At 61.3% G+C, this 20,996-nt stretch carries 20 protein-coding genes; 16 read left to right on the top strand and 4 right to left on the bottom strand.

Going from position 1 to position 20,996, the window contains the following annotated elements:
- Position 1 precedes the first annotated feature (1 nt).
- From ACNQ62_RS09790 to ACNQ62_RS09780, 3 genes are read right to left on the bottom strand one after another with little or no spacing between them, the layout of a single operon-like run.
- The gene (locus tag ACNQ62_RS09790; RefSeq protein WP_005850423.1) at positions 2 to 1,327 is read right to left on the bottom strand and encodes a TRAP transporter large permease; all 1,326 of its coding nucleotides are present in this window, start codon (positions 1,325 to 1,327) and stop codon (positions 2 to 4) included.
- Complete coding sequence (locus ACNQ62_RS09785) at positions 1,327 to 1,902, bottom strand: TRAP transporter small permease subunit (RefSeq protein ID WP_418094788.1); 576 nt, start codon at positions 1,900 to 1,902, stop codon at positions 1,327 to 1,329. The genes ACNQ62_RS09790 and ACNQ62_RS09785 overlap by 1 nt, the downstream gene beginning before the upstream one ends.
- Positions 1,903 to 1,962: 60 nt before the next feature.
- A complete protein-coding gene (locus tag ACNQ62_RS09780; protein ID WP_418094787.1) occupies positions 1,963 to 2,985 on the bottom strand; it encodes a TRAP transporter substrate-binding protein in 1,023 nt (340 codons plus the stop codon).
- A gap of 118 nt (positions 2,986 to 3,103) precedes the next feature.
- Between ACNQ62_RS09780 and ACNQ62_RS09775 the strand changes: the two genes are divergently transcribed.
- Positions 3,104 to 4,141 (top strand): LacI family DNA-binding transcriptional regulator, encoded by a 1,038-nt coding sequence (locus ACNQ62_RS09775; RefSeq protein WP_418094786.1) that lies wholly within the window; start codon positions 3,104 to 3,106, stop codon positions 4,139 to 4,141.
- A gap of 294 nt (positions 4,142 to 4,435) precedes the next feature.
- Here ACNQ62_RS09775 and ACNQ62_RS09770 read toward each other — a convergent pair whose 3' ends face one another.
- Positions 4,436 to 5,617 carry an NAD(P)/FAD-dependent oxidoreductase gene (locus ACNQ62_RS09770; RefSeq protein ID WP_418094785.1) on the bottom strand — a complete coding sequence of 394 codons (1,182 nt, stop codon included), beginning with the start codon at positions 5,615 to 5,617 and terminating at the stop codon, positions 4,436 to 4,438.
- A 113-nt stretch (positions 5,618 to 5,730) separates the two neighbouring features.
- On the opposite strand from ACNQ62_RS09770, the gene ACNQ62_RS09765 reads away from it, so the two are divergent.
- From ACNQ62_RS09765 to recN, 15 genes are all read left to right on the top strand, one after another.
- Positions 5,731 to 6,258, top strand: coding sequence for a redoxin domain-containing protein (locus ACNQ62_RS09765; RefSeq protein ID WP_005854133.1), 528 nt, complete (start codon positions 5,731 to 5,733; stop codon positions 6,256 to 6,258).
- 111 nt (positions 6,259 to 6,369) lie between these two features.
- A complete protein-coding gene (ftsW, locus tag ACNQ62_RS09760) occupies positions 6,370 to 7,539 on the top strand; it encodes a putative lipid II flippase FtsW (protein WP_005854131.1) in 1,170 nt (389 codons plus the stop codon).
- The gene (locus tag ACNQ62_RS09755; protein WP_418094784.1) at positions 7,536 to 8,636 is read left to right on the top strand and encodes a UDP-N-acetylglucosamine--N-acetylmuramyl-(pentapeptide) pyrophosphoryl-undecaprenol N-acetylglucosamine transferase; all 1,101 of its coding nucleotides are present in this window, start codon (positions 7,536 to 7,538) and stop codon (positions 8,634 to 8,636) included. Before ftsW ends, ACNQ62_RS09755 begins: the two co-directional genes overlap by 4 nt.
- Positions 8,633 to 10,048, top strand: coding sequence for a UDP-N-acetylmuramate--L-alanine ligase (murC, locus tag ACNQ62_RS09750; RefSeq protein WP_005854127.1), 1,416 nt, complete (start codon positions 8,633 to 8,635; stop codon positions 10,046 to 10,048). The genes ACNQ62_RS09755 and murC overlap by 4 nt, the downstream gene beginning before the upstream one ends.
- 32 nt (positions 10,049 to 10,080) lie before the next feature.
- Positions 10,081 to 10,332, top strand: coding sequence for a DUF2484 family protein (locus ACNQ62_RS09745; protein WP_005854125.1), 252 nt, complete (start codon positions 10,081 to 10,083; stop codon positions 10,330 to 10,332).
- Entirely contained in the window at positions 10,329 to 10,589 is a 261-nt protein-coding gene (locus tag ACNQ62_RS09740) for a DUF2484 family protein (protein ID WP_037944515.1), read from the top strand. The genes ACNQ62_RS09745 and ACNQ62_RS09740 overlap by 4 nt, the downstream gene beginning before the upstream one ends.
- Positions 10,586 to 10,867: a hypothetical protein gene (locus ACNQ62_RS09735; protein WP_009824920.1), complete on the top strand. Its 282-nt coding sequence runs from the start codon at positions 10,586 to 10,588 to the stop codon at positions 10,865 to 10,867. Before ACNQ62_RS09740 ends, ACNQ62_RS09735 begins: the two co-directional genes overlap by 4 nt.
- Positions 10,868 to 10,935: 68 nt before the next feature.
- Positions 10,936 to 11,865, top strand: a complete 930-nt coding sequence (gene murB / locus ACNQ62_RS09730) for a UDP-N-acetylmuramate dehydrogenase (RefSeq protein ID WP_418094783.1) — start codon at positions 10,936 to 10,938, stop codon at positions 11,863 to 11,865.
- An 89-nt stretch (positions 11,866 to 11,954) separates the two neighbouring features.
- Positions 11,955 to 12,875, top strand: coding sequence for a D-alanine--D-alanine ligase (locus tag ACNQ62_RS09725; protein WP_074634488.1), 921 nt, complete (start codon positions 11,955 to 11,957; stop codon positions 12,873 to 12,875).
- Positions 12,863 to 13,750: a cell division protein FtsQ/DivIB gene (locus tag ACNQ62_RS09720; RefSeq protein ID WP_418094782.1), complete on the top strand. Its 888-nt coding sequence runs from the start codon at positions 12,863 to 12,865 to the stop codon at positions 13,748 to 13,750. The genes ACNQ62_RS09725 and ACNQ62_RS09720 overlap by 13 nt, the downstream gene beginning before the upstream one ends.
- 4 nt (positions 13,751 to 13,754) lie before the next feature.
- Entirely contained in the window at positions 13,755 to 15,089 is a 1,335-nt protein-coding gene (gene ftsA / locus ACNQ62_RS09715) for a cell division protein FtsA (protein WP_037944512.1), read from the top strand.
- A 172-nt stretch (positions 15,090 to 15,261) separates the two neighbouring features.
- A complete protein-coding gene (gene ftsZ / locus ACNQ62_RS09710; protein ID WP_037953765.1) occupies positions 15,262 to 16,902 on the top strand; it encodes a cell division protein FtsZ in 1,641 nt (546 codons plus the stop codon).
- Between the two features lie 349 nt (positions 16,903 to 17,251).
- Positions 17,252 to 18,175: a UDP-3-O-acyl-N-acetylglucosamine deacetylase gene (gene lpxC / locus ACNQ62_RS09705; RefSeq protein WP_037945053.1), complete on the top strand. Its 924-nt coding sequence runs from the start codon at positions 17,252 to 17,254 to the stop codon at positions 18,173 to 18,175.
- Positions 18,176 to 18,386: 211 nt separating this feature from the next.
- The gene (locus ACNQ62_RS09700; RefSeq protein WP_005854107.1) at positions 18,387 to 19,259 is read left to right on the top strand and encodes an outer membrane protein assembly factor BamD; all 873 of its coding nucleotides are present in this window, start codon (positions 18,387 to 18,389) and stop codon (positions 19,257 to 19,259) included.
- Between the two features lie 38 nt (positions 19,260 to 19,297).
- Entirely contained in the window at positions 19,298 to 20,959 is a 1,662-nt protein-coding gene (recN, locus tag ACNQ62_RS09695; protein WP_340243969.1) for a DNA repair protein RecN, read from the top strand.
- The last annotated feature ends 37 nt before the right edge of the window (positions 20,960 to 20,996 follow it).

Genomic DNA, 20,996 nt, shown 5'->3' with positions numbered 1-20,996 from the left:
TTCAGCGGCCGGTCACGCCCGGGAAGGCAATGAGAATAGCGAGCGCGAGGATTTGAAGGGCAATGAAGGGCAGGAGAGAACGAAAGATCTCTCCCAAAGAGATATCGGGTGGTGTCACCGACTTGAGATAGAAGGCGGCGGGACCAAAGGGTGGCGACAGGAAGCTGACCTGCATGTTCATTGCGAAGACCACACCGAACCACACAGGATCAAGACCAAGATCGCGAATGATCGGGACAAAGATCGGCATGGTCAGCAGCGCAATCCCTACCCAGTCCAGAAACATCCCAAGGACAAAGAGGATCGCCATCATGAACAAGACAATCACGGTTGGATTGTCGGACACGCCGGTGATCAGGTTAGAGACAAAGGTGATGCCGCCCATCAGGTTAAAGACCCCGACCAGTGCCGAGGCACCGATCCCGATCCAGACGATCATCCCGACGGTCGCGAGCGTCCGCTTGGCCGCGCCCACCATCAGCTCTGTGGTGAATTCGCCGCGGATCATCGTGGACAGGGTCACGCCGATTACCCCGATGGCAGAGGCTTCGGTGACCGAGGCAATGCCGCCATAGATCGACCCCAACACAAAGATCACCACCATGATTGGCAAGATCAACCCTTTGAGCAGACGCATCTTCTCGGCTGTCGAGGTCTCGTCCGGTTCCGGGATCGGGGCGATGTCGGGGTTCATATAGGCCCGCACCAGCACGTAGATGATATAGAAGCTAGCCAGCATCAGACCGGGCAGGAAGGACGCGGTGAACAGATCCCCGATAGAGACGGACGCCGTCAGACCATAGATGATCAAGACGATGGACGGGGGCACCATTGTCCCCAAGGCCCCGCCCGCGCAGCATACGCCGATGGCCAGACGCCGGTCATAGCCAAGCCGCAACATCTGGGGTAGCGCCAGCAGGCCTAGCAGCACCACCTCGCCCCCGATGATGCCGGACATGGCGGCCAGTACCACGGCGACCAGCAAAGTCTGGATCGCGATGCCGCCCCGCAGACGGCCACCGACCACGCGCATGGCGTCGAACAGATCGCGTGCAATGCCCGACCGATCCAGGATCGCGGCCATCAATACGAACATCGGTACGGACACGAAGACGAAGGAATTGACGAAGCTGAAGATGCGGCTGGTGATCAACGGCACGGCCATCGGCCCGAACCAGCCAAGCGCAAAAATCAGCGCCACGAGCAGGGTCACGAAAGCCAGTGGCATGCCGGTGATCAGCAGCAGGAACAAGGTGACGAACATCGCCCCTGTCGCCACTTCGATCCCCATGGCCTTAAAGTCGAACAGCGCTGTGAGAAGGTCCATCACCGGTCCTGTTTTGTCATGTAGTTCCAAGCAAGCACAGCGAACTGCACGGCCATGACCACGAGAATTGTAAAGAGAAAGATTTTAAGCATCCCCGGCGTGGGTGGATCCCATGCGCTGCCGCTGCTTTCCAGCCGGATCGCGCCGGTTGGCGTCCAGACCGCCCGCACAAGGCTTTGCCATGCGGCCCAGCCGAAGAAGGCCGTCGCCACGAGGCAGACCAGCGAAATCACCACATTGAAAATGCGCCGCCACGGGGCTGACAGGTAATCATAGATCAGGACCACACGGATATGCGCATCCCGCGATACAACATAGAGCCCCCCATAAACAAAAGCGGTGGCGTTCAGAAAGATCACGGTCTCATGCGCCCAGATCGTCGGGGCGTCAAAGACATAGCGCAAGACCACCTCGATCCCGAGAATCGCGGCAGAGGCGAGGATCGCAAAGGCAAAAAGGATGCCGATCCGGTCGATGCCGCGCCCTAGCAGCCCGGCCTCTGGGATCGCCCCCTTGGGTGCGTCAATATCCACTGGTGCGCTGGCCGCGACCTTGGGATCTGTCCTGTCTTGCATATGCCCCTCCCGAGCGTTCACCCCTCCGGTCTGTCCGGAAGGGTGCTGGTGCTTCGGCGCTTATTGCAGCAACCCGTTTTTTTCGAGATAGGCCGTCAGCGTGTCATAGACCTTGCGCGATGCGTCGGATGCTTCGGCCGCCTTCTCCCATTCGGTCTTGGCGAAGGCGCGGAATTTCGCACGCTCTTCATCGGACCAATTATGCACGGTGATATCGGCGTTGGCTTCGGCTTCTTTCACCGCGGCCATGTCACGTTCAGCCAGTGTCGACACCTGGAGCTGCCGGAAGTCTTTTACGGACTCCACCAATGCGCTTTGGATATCCTCGGGCATCGAATCCCATACACCTTTGTTGATCGACACCTCGACCAGCGGCATGGAGTGGAAGCCGGGATATACAGGATGGTTCGCCACGTCATGCATGCCCTGCGCGTGGTTGGTCGAGAAGACGGTATAATCCGCCGCGTCGATCACGCCCTTGTCAAGCGAGGTGAACACCTCGGAGCCAGGCAGGTTGACCGGAGACGCGCCCGCCGCGGCAAAGACTTTCTGCACCATGCCTTCGGGCGCGCGCATTTTCAGCCCCTTCAGATCGTCCACACCGTCCAGCGGCACCTTCGACAGAAACGCCTCAAGGCCGGGGGTCGTCGCGCCGATGAAATGCAAACCGTAGGGTTCAAGCATTTCGTTCATCAGCTCATTGCCGCCGCCGTTCTCCATAAAGTCGAACATCTGCTGCGGGTCTGACCATGCCCCGACCGGATTGGCAATCAGACCAAACGCCGGCTCTTTCCCTGCGAAATAAGAGGTATCGGTGACGTGGCCATCGATAATGCCAGCCGCCACGGCATCCTGAGATTCAGTATGGGCGACGATTGTTTCAACGGGCAGCAGATCGACCTCGACGCGGCCGTCGGTTTTGGCGGCGACGTCTTTGGCCCATTCTTGCTGAAGCAAGAAGTTGGCGTTGCCTGCCGGATCAGATGACTGGAACTTGAGCGAAAAATCTTGTGCAGCAGCGGCACCGGCCAGCCCGGCGCTGACAAGTGCGGTTGCGGCCAGAAGCCTAGCGGTAAAGCGCATGTGTTTATCCTCCCTAAAAAGTCGTGACCGTAAACGGTGACGATGGGCGGACGCTAATGACAGCGCTGTCATCTGTCAACTATTCACAAGGACCTGCGCACGTGATAGGTTTCATCACATGGAAAAGAACACTAAATACAAGCGGGTTACGTTGAATGAAGTCGCGGCAGAGGCCGGTGTCAGCGCTATCACGGTATCGCGGACGATTCGTGCCCCCGACATGGTCTCGGCTGGTGTGCGAAAGAAGGTTCAGGCTGCGATCGAACTGCTTGGGTATGTACCGGATCAAGCCGCTTCGGCGCTTGCGTCCGAGCGGACAAATGTGGTGGGTCTGCTGGTGCCATCGCTGACCAACGCCGTGTTTTCTGACGTCTTGCGCGGTGTTTACGATGTGATCGAAGGGTCAGGCTTGTCGGTGCAAATCGGTAATTTCCGCTATAGCCCCAGCAAAGAAGAAAACCTTTTGCGTACCTTCCTGCGTCAGCGTCCGGCGGGGCTGATTGTGGCAGGGATCGACCAAACCGACGCAGCACGGACCCTGCTCAAGTCCGCCCCTTGTCCCGTCGTGCAGATTATGGACGTGTCGGACTCTCCGATTGACCTCATGATCGGGTTCTCACACTACGATGGTGCGGTCGAAGGCACGCGGCACTTGATCGATGCGGGGTACAAAAAGCCCGGATTTCTGGGCGCGCGAATGGACCCGCGCTCGCAGGCGCGGCTTGCGGGTTTCACAGCCGAAGCGCAGGCGCGCGGCGTGTATGACCCGACCCGCGTGATCACGACGACTCACCCGTCCTCGGTGGGTATGGGCGGGCAACTGCTGAGCGATCTTCTTGCGCAAGCGCCAGACACCGATGCTGTGTTCTGCAATAACGACGACCTCGCCGCCGGCGCGCTGTTCGAGGCCGAACGCCGTCGCATCAACGTCCCCAACGATCTGGGTATCTGCGGCTTCAACGACCTTGAAATGTCGCGGCACCTGAACCCCGGCATTACCTCTGTCGCGACGCCGCGCTACGAGGTCGGCGCAGGGGCAATGACCCTGCTTCGGGACGCAATCGCTGACCGCGCGGCCATCCAAACGCCGCATATCCGGCTCGGCGTGGAGCTGATAAAGCGTGGGTCGACAAGGCGGGGGTACCCTCGCGAATAGCACGAGATCGGGCATATGCTGGCAGTAAGATATGATGCGAACGCTGCCCATTATTTCGAAACTGCGGGGATTACCCCAGCAACAGGAGCGCTGCCCGCTCGAAATAATAGGTACAGAAGCACTTATAGATTAAAATTTTTTTGGTTCTTTGCCGACCGAAGACGCCACCATATTCATTGCTTTCAGCGGTTGCTGCCCGCGATTGTCGAGTGTTTCCGTATACGTGGGCAGGGGCAGGGGGCGCTGCCCCCGCCGCCTATGGCGGCTCCCCCGGGATTTAGGGCCATTTGGAAATTACTGTTTCTGTGCGATATCTGCGGCGCAGGCCATGGCAGAGGACCAGGCCCATTGGAAGTTATAGCCGCCCAGCCATCCGGTCACGTCGACGGCCTCGCCAATGAAGTAGAGACCGGGGCGTGTCTTGGCCTCCAGTGTTTTGGAGGACAGCGCGTCGGTGTCGATCCCGCCGAGGGTGACTTCGGCGGTGCGGTAGCCTTCGGTGCCAGAAGGGGTCATGACCCAATGCGACAGCCTGTCGATCAGGGTGCCGAGTTTTGCATCCGACCAATCGGCGAGGTTGCCGCCAAGGTCCATGATCCCCGACAGATGATCCACCAGCCGCGCGGGCAGGTGGTGGGAAAGCTCTGTCGTCAGGTTGCGGCGGCCATAGGTCTGGCGTTGGCTACGTAGCTTGGTCAGCAGATCACTGTCTGGCAGCAGGTTCACCGTGATCGGCGCGCCTTCGGTCCAGTAGCTTGAAGCTTGCAGCACGGCAGGGCCCGACAGGCCACGGTGGGTGAACAGCAAGGCTTCGTCAAAGGCGGGGCCTTGGGCAGTCACCCGCGCGGGCGTTGCGGTGCCGGAGATGGGCGCGAAACGGGCGTCGGTAAAGGTGAAGGGCACCAGCCCCGCCCGCGTGTCGGTGACGGGGATGCCCATCTGCGCGGCGATCTCGTAGGCGCGCCCCGTCGCCCCCATCTTGGGGATGGATTTCCCGCCAGAGGCAACGACAAAGTTGCGCGCGGTGATCGGCGTGGTGCCGTCGGGCGTGTGCAAGGTCATGCTATATCCGGCATCGGTCAGGGCGATATCGGTCAGCGTGCTGTGCAGCCGCAGGTCAACACCGGCTTTTTGCATCAGGCCGCGCAGCATGGCGACGATCTCTTTGGCGGAGGTGTCGCAGAAGAGCTGGCCGAGGGTCTTTTCGTGCCACGCGATCCCATGTGCGTCTACCAGTTCGATGAAATCCCACTGGGTATAGCGCGCCAGCGCCGATTTGGCGAAATGGGGGTTGGCGCAGATGAAGGCATCAGGCGTGCAGTGCATATTGGTGAAATTGCAGCGCCCGCCGCCGGAAATGCGGATTTTCTCGCCCGGTGCTTTGGCGTGATCCACGACCAGCACCGATCCGCCCGCGTGGGCCGCGCACATCATGCCTGCGGCCCCTGCGCCTAAAATTACCGTATCATATTGCATGGCCCCGCCATAGCCCCCGCCACGCAAGCCGGTCAAGTGGCCGTGAGCGGGGTGGTAACCCGGCGCATGAAGACTAACTCCGGGAGTGACGAAGCAATTAAAGGAGAGACCCGATGAACGTATTGGACGCAGGTAACGCATTCCCGAAACTGACCGTGGCAGAGCTGCAAGGCGGCATGCTGACCCTTGGCACCCCGCGGGGCGATCATGACTGGCAACTGGTGGTCGTCTATCGCGGTCTGCATTGCCCGATCTGCAAAAAATACCTGTCGACGCTGGACGGGCTGGTCGCGGATTTCAACAAGGCAGGTGTGGACGTTGTTGCCGTATCGGGTGACCCGAAAGACAAGGCGCGCGAGATGGCGCAAGAGCAGGATCTGTCCCTGACGATCGGCTATGACATGAGCATCGCACAGATGCGCGAACTGGGGCTCTATGTCTCTGACCCGCGCAGCCCGCAAGAAACAGATCAGCCTTTCGCAGAGCCCGGCGTTTTCGTGGTGAATGGCGACGGCAATATCCAGATCCTCGACATCTCGAACGCGCCCTTCGCGCGGCCTGATCTGGAGGGGCTGCTGAACGGGATCAAGTTTGTGCGTGACAACGACTATCCGATCCGCGGCACGCACGCGGGGGCATAGGCAGCTTTGCGCGGGGCTGGTTAAAACAGACTAGCCCCGCGTGACCTTTCGCGCTACACTGCAAGCTAGACCCCGAAAAGGGGCGGAACGAGGCAGTGTAAGGCAGGTCCCATGACAGAAATGGTCTATGGTGCGGTTCCCGTTCGGGATGGCGAACCGATTCTTCCCAAATGGTGGCGTACGATCGACAAATGGGCGATGTCCTGCATCCTCCTGCTGTTTGCCGTAGGCATGTTGCTGGGGCTGGCGGCCTCCCCGCCGTTGGCCGCGAAAAACGGCTTTGACTCTTTTCATTATGTGCAGCGACAGGCTGTTTTCGGTGTGCTTGCCGTGATTGCCATGGTGCTGACATCGATGATGACGCCCGTGATGGTGCGGCGTCTGGCGATTGTCGGTTTTCTGGTGTCCTTTGTGGCGCTGGCCTTGCTGCCGTTCTTTGGCACCGACTTTGGCAAAGGTGCTGTGCGCTGGTATTCGATGGGCTTTGCGTCCTTCCAGCCGTCAGAGTTCCTCAAGCCCGGTTTTGTCGTTGTGGCGGCGTGGATGATGGCGGCCGCGCTCGAGATCAACGGCCCTCCGGGCAAAACGTGGTCCTTCGCGCTGTGTATTTCCATCGTGCTGATGCTGGCGTTGCAGCCCGACTTTGGTCAGGCCTGTCTGGTCCTGTTCGGCTGGGGGGTCATGTATTTCGTAGCCGGTGCGCCGTTGGTGCTGCTGGTGGGCATGGCCGGGCTGGTCGTCTTGGCGGGGACTTTTGCCTATTCCAACTCTGAACACTTTGCCCGGCGGATTGATGGGTTCCTGTCGCCCGACATCGATCCGCGCACGCAGCTTGGCTATGCCACCGATGCGATCCGCGAAGGCGGTCTGTTCGGGGTCGGCGTGGGCGAGGGGCAGGTGAAATGGTCGCTGCCCGATGCGCATACCGATTTCATCATCGCCGTTGCTGCCGAAGAATACGGCCTGATCCTGGTGATGTGTGTGATCGCGCTTTACGCCGTGATCGTGGTGCGGTCGCTGCTGCGTCTGGTGCGCGAGCGGGATCCCTTTATCCGTCTGGCGGGCACCGGGCTGGCCTGCATGTTCGGCGTGCAGGCGATGATCAACATGGGCGTGGCTGTGCGGCTGCTGCCCGCCAAGGGGATGACGCTGCCTTTCGTTAGCTACGGCGGGTCGTCGGTGATTGCCTCTGGCATCGCCGTGGGCATGTTGCTGGCGTTTACCCGGACCCGACCACAGGGCCAGATCTCTGATCTATTGGGCCGGAGCCGTGCCCGATGACGGCGCCGCTGCTGGTCATCGCCGCAGGGGGGACAGGGGGGCATATGTTTCCCGCCCAAGCGCTTGCCGAAGTCATGCTGGCGCGGGGCTGGCGGGTAAAGCTGTCCACCGACGCGCGTGGTGCGCGCTATACCGGCGGTTTCCCCGAGGCGGTCGAGATTCAGCAGGTCAGCAGCGCCACTTTCGCGCGCGGCGGTCTGGTGGCCAAGGCCATCGCGCCGTTTCGTATTCTGGGCGGTGTGCTTGGCGGCATTTTCGGTATGCTGCGCGACAAGCCTGATGTGGTTGTCGGCTTTGGCGGGTATCCGTCGATCCCCGCGCTGTCAGCGGCCTGGGTGCTGCGCAAGCCCCGGATGATCCACGAACAGAATGGCGTGCTCGGTCGGGTCAATGATCTGTTTTCCAAACATGTTGATGCCGTGGCTTGCGGCACATGGCCGACCACATTGCCCGATGGTGTCAGCGCCGAACACACCGGCAATCCGGTGCGTGCCGCGGTGCTGGAGCGTGCGGGCGCGGGCTATATCGCGCCGGGTGACTACCCGATGGAGCTGTTGGTGATGGGCGGCAGCCAGGGCGCGCGCATCTTGAGCGAGGTTATCCCTCCCGCCATCGCCGATCTGCCGATGGAACTGCTGCGCAATATCCGTGTCAGCCATCAGGCGCGGGACGAGGATGGCCAACGGGTCGCTACCTTTTACGCCGAGAACGGGATCAATGCCGATGTGCAACCGTTTTTCCATGACGTGCCGCGGCGCATGTCCGAAGCCCAGCTGGTGATCAGCCGCGCTGGCGCGTCCAGCGTTGCCGATATCTCTATCATCGGGCGGCCGTCGATCCTGATCCCCTTTGCGGCGGCGACGGGCGATCATCAGACAGCCAATGCCCGTGGATTGGTGGACGCCGGTGCCGCGATCATGGTGCCCGAAAACATGGCCAATCCCGATAGTCTGCGGGCCCAGATCGAAATGGTGCTGACCCATGCAGAGGGCGCGCAGCAGATGGCGCGCGCCGCCCTGTCTGTCGCCAAGCCGGACGCCGCAGAAGAACTCGCCCAGATGGTGGAAACCCTGGCAACCGAAGGAAAGAAACGATGAACGCAGCCACGAAACTTCCCACCGATGTGGGCCCGATCCATTTCGTGGGTATTGGCGGCATCGGCATGTCCGGCATTGCCGAGGTGTTGTTGAACCACGGCTACCGCGTGCAGGGGTCGGACCTGAAATCGACCAAGATCACTGACCGTCTGGTGGACCTTGGCGCGACGGTGTTCGAAGGGCAGGAGGCCGCGAATATCGAAGGGGCCGCCGTGGTCGTGATCTCTTCGGCGATCAAGCCGGGCAACCCTGAACTGGATGCCGCACGGGTGGCGGGCCTTCCCATCGTGCGCCGCGCCGAGATGCTGGCAGAGCTGATGCGCCTGAAATCCAACATCGCGGTGGCGGGAACCCACGGCAAGACCACCACAACGACGATGGTGGCTGAACTGCTGGTCAACGGCGGGATCGATCCGACGGTGGTGAACGGCGGGATCATCCATGCTTACGGGTCGAACGCGCGGATGGGGCAGGGCGAATGGATGGTGGTCGAGGCGGATGAATCCGACGGCACCTTCAACCGTCTGCCCGCGACCATTGCCATCGTGACCAATATCGACCCCGAGCATATGGAGCATTGGGGCGACTTCGATACCCTGCGCAAAGGGTTTCTGGATTTCGTCTCGAACATTCCTTTCTACGGGCTGGCGGTCTGCTGTATCGACCACCCCGAGGTGCAGGCTTTGGTCGGCAAGATCACCGACCGCCGTGTCATGACCTATGGCTTTAACACCCAAGCCGACGTGCGCGCAGTCAACCTGCACTACAAGGCGGGCGTGGCGCATTTCGATATCATGTTCCAGACCGAAGGCATCACGATCAAGGATTGCAGCCTGCCGATGCCCGGGGATCACAACGTGTCAAACGCGATGGCGGCGGTCGCCGTGTCGCGCCACCTTGGCATGAAAACCGAAGAAATCCGTGCCGCTCTTGCCGGGTTCGGCGGCGTGAACCGTCGCTTTACCAAAGTGGGCGAAGTGGATGGCGTGACGATCATCGACGACTACGGTCACCACCCGGTCGAGATTACCGCCGTGCTGAAAGCCGCACGTCAGGCCACCGAAGGGCGCGTGATCGCGGTCCACCAGCCCCATCGCTACAGCCGTTTGCACCACCATTTCGAGGAATTTTGCGCCTGTTTCAACGATGCCGATGTTGTTGGCATCGCCGAGGTCTATGCCGCGGGCGAGGCCCCGATCGAGGGCGCAGGGCGCGATGATCTGGTCGCAGGGTTGATCCGTCATGGTCACCGCCACGCCCGCGCCGTCCAAAGCGAGGATGATCTGGCGCGACTGGTCCGCGAACAGGCAGGGCCGGGGGATATGGTTGTCTGCCTTGGGGCAGGGACAATCAGCACCTGGGCCAACGCCTTGCCTGCCGCGCTTGAAGCCTTGAAGAAGGAAGCCGTCTGAATGGCGCGGACCCCATCATACGGGGGCCGGTCATGACCTTGCTTTGGGCTTGCATCCTGTGGGTCTTTTGCTCGGCCACGGTGGCGACGCTGCCCATGCGTCTGCAATATATTCCCGGTGTGATCCTGCTGATTGCCGCACCGGTGCTGATCATCCTGATCGGTCTTCAGGTGGGCTGGCTCTATAGCCTGCTTGCTCTTGCTGCCTTTGTGTCCATGTTCCGCAATCCCTTGCGCTTTTTGCTGGCCAAGCTGCGCGGACAAAACCCGGAGGTTCCAAAATGAGTATATCACTGGTTCTTGCCTGTTTTTGGGCGGTCGTTGCCAATGTGTTGGCAATGACTCCCAGTTCTGACCAGCATTGGCGCAGCGCCTATGTGCTGATTGCCGTCGGCATCCCCGTCCTGGGGTTTGTCACCATGCAGCATGGCCCTTGGGTCGGGATGCTGGTGTTCGCGGGCGGGTGTTCGGTGTTGCGCTGGCCGGTGATCTATCTGATGCGCTGGCTGCGCGGTGCCGCTGTGCGGAATGCCGCAAAGTGAACCTGACGCTGGTGATCCTGATCAGCATCCTCGTGGTGTGGATGCTTGCCGCGGGCTGGTGCGGTCTGATGCGCCGGTATGGCGGCTTTGTGCTGGTCCTGCTGGCGGGGCTCGCGCTGAACTGGGCGTGGATGATCTGGGGCCTTGGCGCGAAACCGCTGGAGCGTCCGGTGTTCATGGCGCAAGCCGCTGCCACGGGCTATGCGGTTTGCGCGTTTCTTGCAGGATGGCTGGCCGGACGTATCACGCGCGAGCTGCGGGCGAACCGACCTGATTGATTGGGCGGTTTATGGCGCGCTTCGGGCACATCTGGAAAATTGACCTCCCTCCCAAAGCGGGCTAGGCGATGGGCATGACAGATATTTCCTTTCCCGATATGCGCGGTAAGCTGACGCACAACCGCCCCTTGGCTGATCTGACCTGGCTGCGCGTGGGTGGCCCTGCTGACTATTTCTACCAGCCTGCCGATGCGGATGATCTGGCGGCTTTCATGAAGACGCTGCCCGCCGATGTCGTGGTCATGCCGATGGGGGTCGGGTCGAATGTGATCGTGCGCGACGGCGGCTTGCGCGCTGTGGTGATCCGGCTGGGGCGTGGGTTCAACACCATCAAATGCGAAGACGGAATCGTCACCGCAGGTGCCGCGGCGCTGGACGCCCATGTCGCGCGCAAGGCAGCAGACGCGGGGCTGGACCTGACCTTCCTGCGCACAATCCCGGGTAGCATTGGCGGCGCGGTACGGATGAACGCGGGCTGCTATGGTGCCTATACTGCTGATTATTTCATCAGCGCAGACGCGATCACCCGCACAGGCGAACAGGTCACGCTTGGGCCTGACGATCTGCAATTTGCCTATCGCCAGACCGCTTTGCCAGACGGGTATGTCATCACCGCTGCCCGCTTCGCGCCCCCCAAAGGCGAGGCGCAAGCGCTGCACGCGCGGATGGAGGACCAGCTGCGCAAACGGGACGAAACCCAACCCACCAAGGACCGCAGTGCGGGGTCGACGTTCCGCAATCCGGCGGGGTTTTCCAGCACGGGGCAGGCGGATGACCGCCATGATCTGAAGGCGTGGAAGGTCATTGACGACGCCGGTTTGCGCGGTGCCACCTTGGGTGGCGCGCAGATGAGCCCGAAACACCCCAACTTCCTGATCAATACGGGTTCCGCCACGGCAGCAGACCTTGAAGCATTGGGTGAAATGGTGCGAAAAAAGGTTTACGATTCCAGCGGGATTACGCTAGAGTGGGAAATTATGCGGATCGGCGAAAAATAAACGTTCGAGCGTCATGATTTAGGGCCGCCAAAAGGCTCGGAACAGAATGAATAAGGGTCGCAACAGGCCCGTTTAAAAAGGCAGATTGAGTGGGATTGTCGAGCAGGACACCCCCGAGAGTTGCAGTATTGTTGGGTGGCCCCTCGGCGGAACGCGAGGTGTCTCTGTCAACAGGGCGCGCCTGCGCAGCGGCTTTGCGGGACCGGAGTTTCGAAGTCATCGAGGTCGATTGCGGCCCCGACCTTTGTGCCGATCTGGGCGCTGCTCAACCCGATGTCGTTCTGAATTGTCTGCATGGCCGTTGGGGCGAAGACGGCTGCGTTCAGGGTTTGCTGGAATGGATGGGCCTGCCTTACACACACTCCGGCGTGCTGGCCTCTGCCCTTGCGATGGACAAGCAGCGCAGCAAAGAAGTTTTTCGTGCCGCGGGTTTGCCTGTTGTGGAAAGCTTGATCGTATCGGCGGCGACGGTGCGGGGATCCCATGTGATGGACCCGCCCTATGTGGTCAAGCCGAACAACGAAGGGTCATCCGTCGGTGTTTACCTTGTCGAGATCGAAAACAACGGCCCGCCACAGTTGGATGATGCCATGCCCGCCGAGGTCATGGTCGAGAAATTTATCCCCGGTCGCGAACTGACCACCACCGTGATGGGCGAACGTGCGCTGACCGTGACCGACATCCACACGACGGGTTGGTATGATTACGACGCCAAATACAAGGCGGGCGGGTCGACCCATGTGGTCCCTGCCGATATCCCGCACGAGATTTTTGAACTCTGCATGGATTACGCCCTGCGGGCGCATAACGCGCTTGGCTGTCGCGGTGTCAGCCGCACGGATTTCCGTTGGGATGAAAGCAAGGGAGCAGCGGGGCTGTTCCTGCTGGAAACCAACACCCAGCCCGGCATGACCCCCACGTCGTTGTCGCCCGAACAGGCGCAGGCGGTTGGCATTTCCTTTGGCGAGCTCTGCGCCTGGATGGTCGAGGACGCGTCATGCAATCGTTGATCAAACGCGTCAAACCCGCCAAGCCGGCCAAGGCAGATCCCGCACCGTCACGTTGGGCGTGGCGCATGCAGCGTTTGATGCTGACGCCGACGTTCCGTTTCGGGCTGCGCGTCGGGGTGCCGTTCTGCTTGGCCTTGGCAGCGGGGACAATCTATCTGTCGGACGAAGTACGGCGCGGCCAGTTGGCCGATGTCTATGCCAATGCCCGCACCAGCATCCAGCAGCGCCCCGAATTCATGGTCAAGCTGATGGCGATTGATGGTGTCGAAGGCGTTTTGGCCGCTGACGTGCGTGCCGCTGTGCCTGTCGAATTTCCAACCAGTTCCTTCGATCTTGACCTGCCTGCATTGCGGCAGGCGATCACCGATCTTCCCGGCGTCAAGCAGGCGTCGCTGCGGGTGAAGCCGGGCGGCGTGTTGCAGGTGTCGGTACAGCCACGGGTGCCGGTCGCCGTTTGGCGCAGCCAGGACGGGCTGCTGCTGATCGACGCCGAGGGCAGCCCCATCGGCCAGCTTGCTTCGCGTGGCGATCGCACGGACCTGCCCTTGGTGGTAGGCGAGGCGGCGAACCAGCGTGTGAGCGAAGCGCTTGAATTGATCCGCACGGCGGCTCCGTTGGGGGAAAGGCTGCGCGGTTTGGTACGCATGGGAGAGCGGCGATGGGACGTCGTTCTTGACCGTGAACAGCGTATCTTGCTGCCCGAAACCCAGGCCGTTCAGGCGCTGGAGCGGGTGATCGCGCTGGAAGGCGCACAGGATGTGCTGGCCCGCGACGTTGCGCGGGTAGACATGCGGTTGGCCCAACGGCCCACCGTGCAAATGAACAAGGACGCCACACAAGAATTGTGGCGCATCAGGCAGATTTCGGGACAGTGAAAAGATGATGGACCTATACGATAGTCAGCGATCCATGCGCCACATGCGCAAGCTTGCGATGCAACGCGGCGTGGTGGCTATTCTGGATGTGGGCACGTCAAAGATCGCCTGCCTGGTGCTGCGGTTTGACGGCACGGGCCGCGTCTCTGAAGAGGGCGAGATCGGGTCGCTCGCGGGGCAATCCGGTTTTCGCGTGATCGGGGCTGCGACCACGAGGTCGCGCGGGGTGCGCTTTGGCGAGATCTGCGCCATGCAGGAAACCGAACGGGCTGTGCGTACCGCGCTGCAGGCGGCGCAGAAAATGGCCAACATCCGTGTGGATCACGTTATCGCCTGTTTCTCGGGTGCTGAACCGCGCAGCTACGGTCTGGATGCGGCTCTGGATCTGGAAGGGCAGGTCGTGTCCGAGCAGGATGTCGCGCAGGTTCTGGCCAATTGCGACGTGCCCGAATACGGCGAGGGCCGTGAAGTGCTCCATGCGCAGCCGGTGAACTTTGCGCTGGATAACCGGTCGGGCCTTTCCGATCCCCGCGGCCAATTGGGCAATACCCTGTCGGTCGATATGCATATGCTGACCGTGGACGCGGCGGCGGTCCAACACCTTGCCCATTGCATCAAACGCTGTGACCTCGAACTGGCGGGCGTTGCGTCTTCGGCCTATGTTTCGGGGATTTCGTCGCTGGTCGAGGACGAGCAGGAACTTGGCGCCGCCTGTATTGATCTTGGCGGCGGGTCGACCTCTGTTTCGATCTTCATTCGCAAACACATGATCTATGCCGACAGCGTGCGCATGGGCGGGGATCACATCACCTCTGACATCTCTATGGGATTGCAGGTGCCGACGGCCAATGCTGAACGGATCAAGACCTTCTATGGCGGGGTGCATGCGACAGGCATGGACGACCGCGAGATGATCGATATCGGTGGCGATACCGGGGATTACGAGCACGACCGTCGCACCGTGAGCCGCGCCGAGCTGATCGGCATCATGCGCCCCCGTGTCGAAGAAATTCTGGAAGAAGTCCGCGCCCGTCTGGATGCCGCGGGCTTTGACCACCTGCCAAGCCAGCAGATCGTGCTGACCGGCGGCGGCAGTCAGATTCCGGGCCTTGATGGTCTGGCAAGCAAGATTTTGGGCCAACAGGTCCGTTTGGGCCGCCCGCTGCGCGTGCATGGCCTGCCACAAGCCGCAACCGGTCCGGGTTTCGCCTCTGCTGTCGGGTTGGCGCTGTTTGCCGCGCACCCGCAAGACGAGTGGTGGGACTTTGACATTCCCGCCGACCGCTACCCATCCCGGTCGTTGAAGCGCGCTGTCAAGTGGTTCCGCGACAACTGGTAACCCCCAGATGCGGTGCGCGCGTCGAAATCATGAGAAAACCGGCAAAAAAACGCCCATATAATGTGTCAAAACCGTGTTTTCTAGGTGACGCATGGGCGTTCTCCCTATACAATAAGGGGGATTGCACAAAAAATGCTCCGTAAGCGAGCTAAACAATACAGGCGGATGGCTCATGACCCTTAATCTTTCAATGCCCGGACAGGGCGACCTGAAACCCCGCATCACAGTGTTTGGTGTTGGCGGGGCAGGCGGCAACGCCGTGAACAACATGATCGAGAAAGAGCTCGACGGTGTTGATTTCGTGGTTGCCAACACGGACGCGCAAGCGTTGCAGCAAGCCAAAGCGGAAAGCCGCGTTCAGCTGGGCATCAAAGTGACCGAAGGTCTGGGTGCGGGCGCGCGGGCATCTGTCGGTGCTGCCGCTGCCGAAGAAAGCATTGAACAGATTGTTGACCACCTGGCCGGCGCGCACATGTGCTTTATCACCGCCGGTATGGGCGGGGGTACCGGGACAGGGGCCGCGCCGATCATCGCGCAGGCTGCGCGTGAACTGGGCGTTCTGACCGTTGGTGTCGTGACCAAGCCGTTCCAGTTTGAAGGCATCAAGCGGATGCGTCAGGCTGAAGACGGTATTGAGGCGCTGCAAAAGGTCGTCGATACACTGATCATCATTCCCAACCAGAACCTGTTCCGTCTGGCGAATGAAAAAACCACCTTTACCGAAGCATTCTCCATGGCGGATGACGTGCTGTACCAAGGTGTCAAAGGCGTCACGGATCTGATGGTCCGCCCCGGCCTGATCAACCTCGACTTTGCGGACGTGCGCGCCGTGATGGACGAGATGGGCAAAGCGATGATGGGCACCGGCGAGGCAGAGGGCGAAGATCGCGCCATCCAGGCCGCCGAGAAGGCCATCGCGAACCCGCTGCTGGACGAAATCAGCCTGCGCGGTGCCAAAGGCGTTCTGATCAACATCACCGGCGGTCACGACCTGACCCTGTTCGAATTGGACGAAGCGGCGAACCGTATCCGCGAAGAAGTCGACCCGGACGCGAATATCATCGTGGGGTCCACGCTCGACACCGAACTGGGTGGCGTCATGCGCGTGAGCGTTGTTGCCACTGGGATCGATGCGGTTGACGTCAACACCGAGATGCCCGTGCCGCGCCGTTCCATGTCGCAGCCTTTGCCTGCCAAAGCGCCAGAGGTTGAACAAGCCCCCGCCGCCGAAGCACCTGCACCCGTTGCCGCACAGGCCGAGTACGAAGAAGAGCCACAGCAGCAGCTGTTCAAGGAAGAAGCCGCGGTCAACCACAGCGGTTTCTCTGACACATCCTACGAAGACGAAGCGTCGGACGCAGATGATCTGCCACCCCCCGCTTACCGTCCCGAGGTTGCGTCCTTCCAGCCGCGCCGCGAAGAGGTGAATGTCGACGCGCAAGAGCAAGAGGCGTTTGTCGCGCCACGCGCCCCTGCACCCGGCACCCCATCGCCCGAAGCACTGGCCCGTCTGCGCGCCGCCGCGCAAAAAGCGTCGCCAAGCCAGCAGCAACAGCGTCAGCCGCAAGCGCAGCCGCAGCAGCAGCGTCAACAACCCGCCGCCGAGCAGGGCGAGAAGCGCTTTGGCATCAACTCGTTGATCAACCGCATGACCGGTCACGGTGAGGCGGAAACACAGCAGCAGCGTCCCGCACGTCAGCAGCCGCCGGTTCAGACCCGCGCGACCTCTGCCGCGCCACAGCCGCGCGACGTTCAGGACGAAGATCAAGAGCGGATCGAAATCCCCGCCTTCCTGCGTCGTCAGGCGAACTAAGCTTACCTAAGACGTCCTCGTAAACGTCCGAAAGGCCACCCTTAGGGGTGGTCTTTTTCGCTAGCGCCACAACTTTAAGCGTGCTGCGGTGCAGCAATCGGGGTGTGCGGGTCGATAACATTCGTTGAAATATTGCTGTTATATGTTCACGCTTCGCCGTCATTTCAGGGATGATCGGGAGCCTGAAATATATATATAACAATGGCTTATTGGGGGTATGCGCACGTTAACGCCCAATTGTGACAGTGATGTTTCAGACGGTAGCAATGATTGAATTGAGCATTAGGAACGGCCCCGTTAGGACAGAGTTCAACTTAGACAGATGATCTTTGGACAGTGAGTATTGACCGTGCAGACAACCATTAAGACAGCGATCAGCTTTAGCGGCACCGGCCTTCATTCCGGCCGTCCTGCAACTGTGACGATCCGTCCGGCTGGCGCGCATCACGGTATCTGGTTCTCGCGCAGTGACGTGGATGTTGGCGATCGCCTGATCCCCGCCCGTTGGGACGCGGTGAATCGCTCGCCTCTCTGCACCAAGCTGGAAAATGCGGCGGGTCTGCAAATCTCTACTGTTGAACACCTGATGGCCGCACTGGCCGGTTGTGGCATCCACAACGCGCTGGTCGAAATTGACGGCCCCGAAGTGCCAATCCTCGACGGCTCTGCCGCGCCCTTCGTACGTGGTATCATGCAGCGCGGCGTTCGCGTGCTGGCGGCCCCTGTGCGCGCTTTCGAAGTGCTGAAAACGGTCACCGTGACGGATGGAGAAGCCTCGGCCACTATCGCACCGGCAGACACCCTGAAGATCGACTTTGTCATCGATTTCGCCGATGCCGCCATTGGCCATCAGGAAAAATCGCTTGTCATGAACAACGGCAGCTTCGCCCGCGAACTTTGCGACAGCCGGACCTTCTGCCGTCAGGCGGATGTCGACGCGATGCAGGCGAACGGTCTGGCATTGGGCGGTCACGCTGGTGAAAATGCTGTCGTCTTTGACGGCGACCAAGTGCTGAGCCCCGGTGGTCTGCGCCACGCGGATGAACCCGTACGCCACAAGATGCTGGATGCTTTGGGGGATCTGGCCCTGGCCGGTGCACCGCTGATCGGCCATTACACCGGCGTGCGCGCCGGCCACAGCCTGACCAACACGCTGCTGCGGGCGCTGTTCGCGACCCCCGGTGCCGTGCGCATGGTTGAATGTGACGCGCAAATGGCGTCGCGTCTGCCCGGCTTTGGTCTTGAGTGGGACGAAATCCCCGCCGTTGCCTGAAAGCGGTAACGCGATGTCGCAGGGCAGGGCGTTAACGACGGTTGAAACTCCGGTGGGGCTTGGGTAATCCTTTGTTTACGATTTGGCCCGTCGACAGCCGCCCTTGCAGGGGACTGCCGAATGGTCGTTTTGTTGCGCGAAACCTTGTGCTAGTCACGGGCAAAGGCGTATCGTGAAACGTGACGCAGAGTTTAAAGCGAGGGTGAAACGCATGACGGGTACGATGTCGCGCAAGCGGGTGGTCGGTGCGGTGCTTTTGGCGGGCGTTCTTGGCGCGTGCGGTGGTGCTCAGGACACGGGTCGGACGACCAACAGCTTCTTCAACCCTCAGGAAATTCCGCTTGAAACATACTCGGCCGAGCAGATTTACGAGCGTGGCGAATTTGAACTGAACCGCAAGCGCCCTGCCGAAGCGGCTGAATATTTCTCCGAGATTGAACGCCTGTACCCCTATTCCGAATGGGCCAAGCGGGCGCTGATCATGCAGGCTTTCGCCTATCATCAGGATCAGGATTACCCCAACAGCCGCTCTGCCGCGCAGCGCTATATTGATTTCTTCCCCGATGATGATGACGCGTCCTATGCAAGCTACCTTCTCGCGCTAAGCTACTATGACCAGATCGACGAAGTTGGCCGCGATCAGGGGCTGACCTTTCAGGCGCTGCAAGCGCTGCGTCGCGTGATCGAGGATTATCCAGACAGCGAATATGCGCGGTCTTCCGTGCTGAAATTCGATCTGGCGTTTGACCATCTGGCGGGCAAGGAAATGGAAGTGGGGCGCTATTACCTGCGTCGCAAACACTATACCGCGTCGATCAACCGCTTCCGCGTCGTGGTCGAGGATTTCCAGACAACCACCCACACCGCCGAGGCGCTGCACCGTCTGGTAGAGGCGTATCTGTCGCTGGGTCTCACGGACGAGGCGCAGACCGCAGGTGCCATTCTGGGGCACAACTACCAGTCCACCGAATGGTACGAGGCAAGCTATAAGCTGCTGACCGGTCAGGGGCTTGAAATGAAGTCCTTCGGCGATAACTGGTTGACCGCGATCTACCGCCAAACGATCAAGGGCGAATGGATCTGACCCAAGCGCCTTTTGACGGCCCACACGGATAGTGACCCATGCTACGCGGCCTAGATATTTCGGATATGCTGATCATCGACCGGCTGGAACTTGCGTTTCAGCCGGGTTTGAACGTTCTGACCGGCGAAACCGGGGCGGGTAAATCGATCTTGCTTGATAGTCTCGGGTTCGTGCTGGGCTGGCGCGGGCGCGCCGATCTGGTGCGTCAGGGCGCGTCTCAGGGCGAGGTCACGGCATGGTTCGACCTGCCCGAAGGTCACGCCGCCCACGTGGTGCTGGAAGAGGCTGGCCTGCCCGGCGGGGGCGAGCTGATCTTGCGCCGTATCAACGGGTCTGACGGGCGCAAAACGGCTTGGGTCAATGACCGCCGCTGCTCGGGCGAGGTGCTGCGCGCGCTGTCGGAAACACTGGTCGAATTGCACGGCCAGCATGACGACCGCGGGTTGCTTGACCCCAAGGGCCACCGCGCCATTCTGGATGAATTTGCGGGCACCGCCCCGCTGCGCGACAAGGTACGGCAGGCGTGGTCTGCCTTGGCTGCTGCGCGCAAGGCAGCCAAACAGGCCGCCGCCGAGCGCGAGGCGATTGCCGCCGAAGAAGAATACCTGCGCCACGCCGTGGCAGAGCTGGACAAGCTGGACCCGCAAGCGGGCGAGGAAGAACAGCTCGACGCGCGCCGTCGCCTGATGCAAAGCGCCGAAAAGATCCGCAGCGATGTGGTCAACGCCTACGAGATGATGGGGCAGGGCGGGGCCGAGACACAGCTGGGCGACGCCCTGCGCTGGCTCGACGGGGTGGCCCATAAAGCCGACGGCGCGCTAGAGGCCCCGATGGCGGCGCTTTCGCGTGCGATGGTCGAATTGGACGAGGCGATGGAAGGCGTGGTCGCCGCCATCGACACCATGTCGTTCAACCCGATCGAGCTGGAAGAAACCGAAGAGCGCCTCTTTGCGATCCGCGCCATGGCCCGCAAGCACGAGGTGCTGGCCGACGATCTGGCGGGCTTTGCCGAGACGCTGCGCGGCAAGCTGGACGCGCTGGACGCAGGCGAGGCCGCACAGGCGGGGTTGGAGAAAGCCGTGCGCGACGCCCAAGCCGCCTATGATGCCGCAGCCGACGCCCTGACCGACGCGCGCCGCAAGAAAGCGGGCAAGCTGGACAAGGCCGTCGCGGCAGAGCTTGCCCCGCTCAAGATGGAGCGCGCGGTCTTTGCCACGCAGATCACCGAGGAAACGCCCGGACCGGAAGGCCGCGATGCGGTGTCCTTTACCGTGGCCACCAACCCCGGCGCGCCTGCGGGCCCTCTGGGCAAGATCGCATCGGGCGGGGAGCTAAGCCGCTTTCTGCTCGCGCTTAAGGTCTGTCTGGCCAAGGGGCAAACCGGCCTGACGATGATCTTTGACGAAATCGACCGGGGTGTCGGCGGTGCGACAGCCGATGCGGTGGGGCGTCGTCTGGCGGCGCTGTCGCAGGGCGGGCAGGTGCTTGTTGTCACCCACTCCCCCCAGGTTGCCGCTTTGGGCGCGCATCACTGGCGTGTGTCCAAGGCCGTGTCCAAGGGCATGACCCTGTCGACGGTCACGCCACTGTCAGCGCCGGAACGCGTGGACGAGGTCGCGCGGATGCTGGCAGGGGATACGATTACCGAGGCCGCGCGCGCCGCCGCGCGCGAGCTTTTGGGCGAAGAATTCGCCAGCTAGCGTCACAGTCTTGATTGCAGGGGTTTTAACGCAGGCA

The sequence above is a fragment of the Sulfitobacter sp. SBS6 genome, assembly GCF_048285585.1.
Classification (GTDB): Bacteria; Pseudomonadota; Alphaproteobacteria; order Rhodobacterales; family Rhodobacteraceae; genus Sulfitobacter; species Sulfitobacter pontiacus.
Note: the sequence above shows the minus strand (reverse complement) of the source record. Positions and strands in the feature narration are given on the sequence as shown.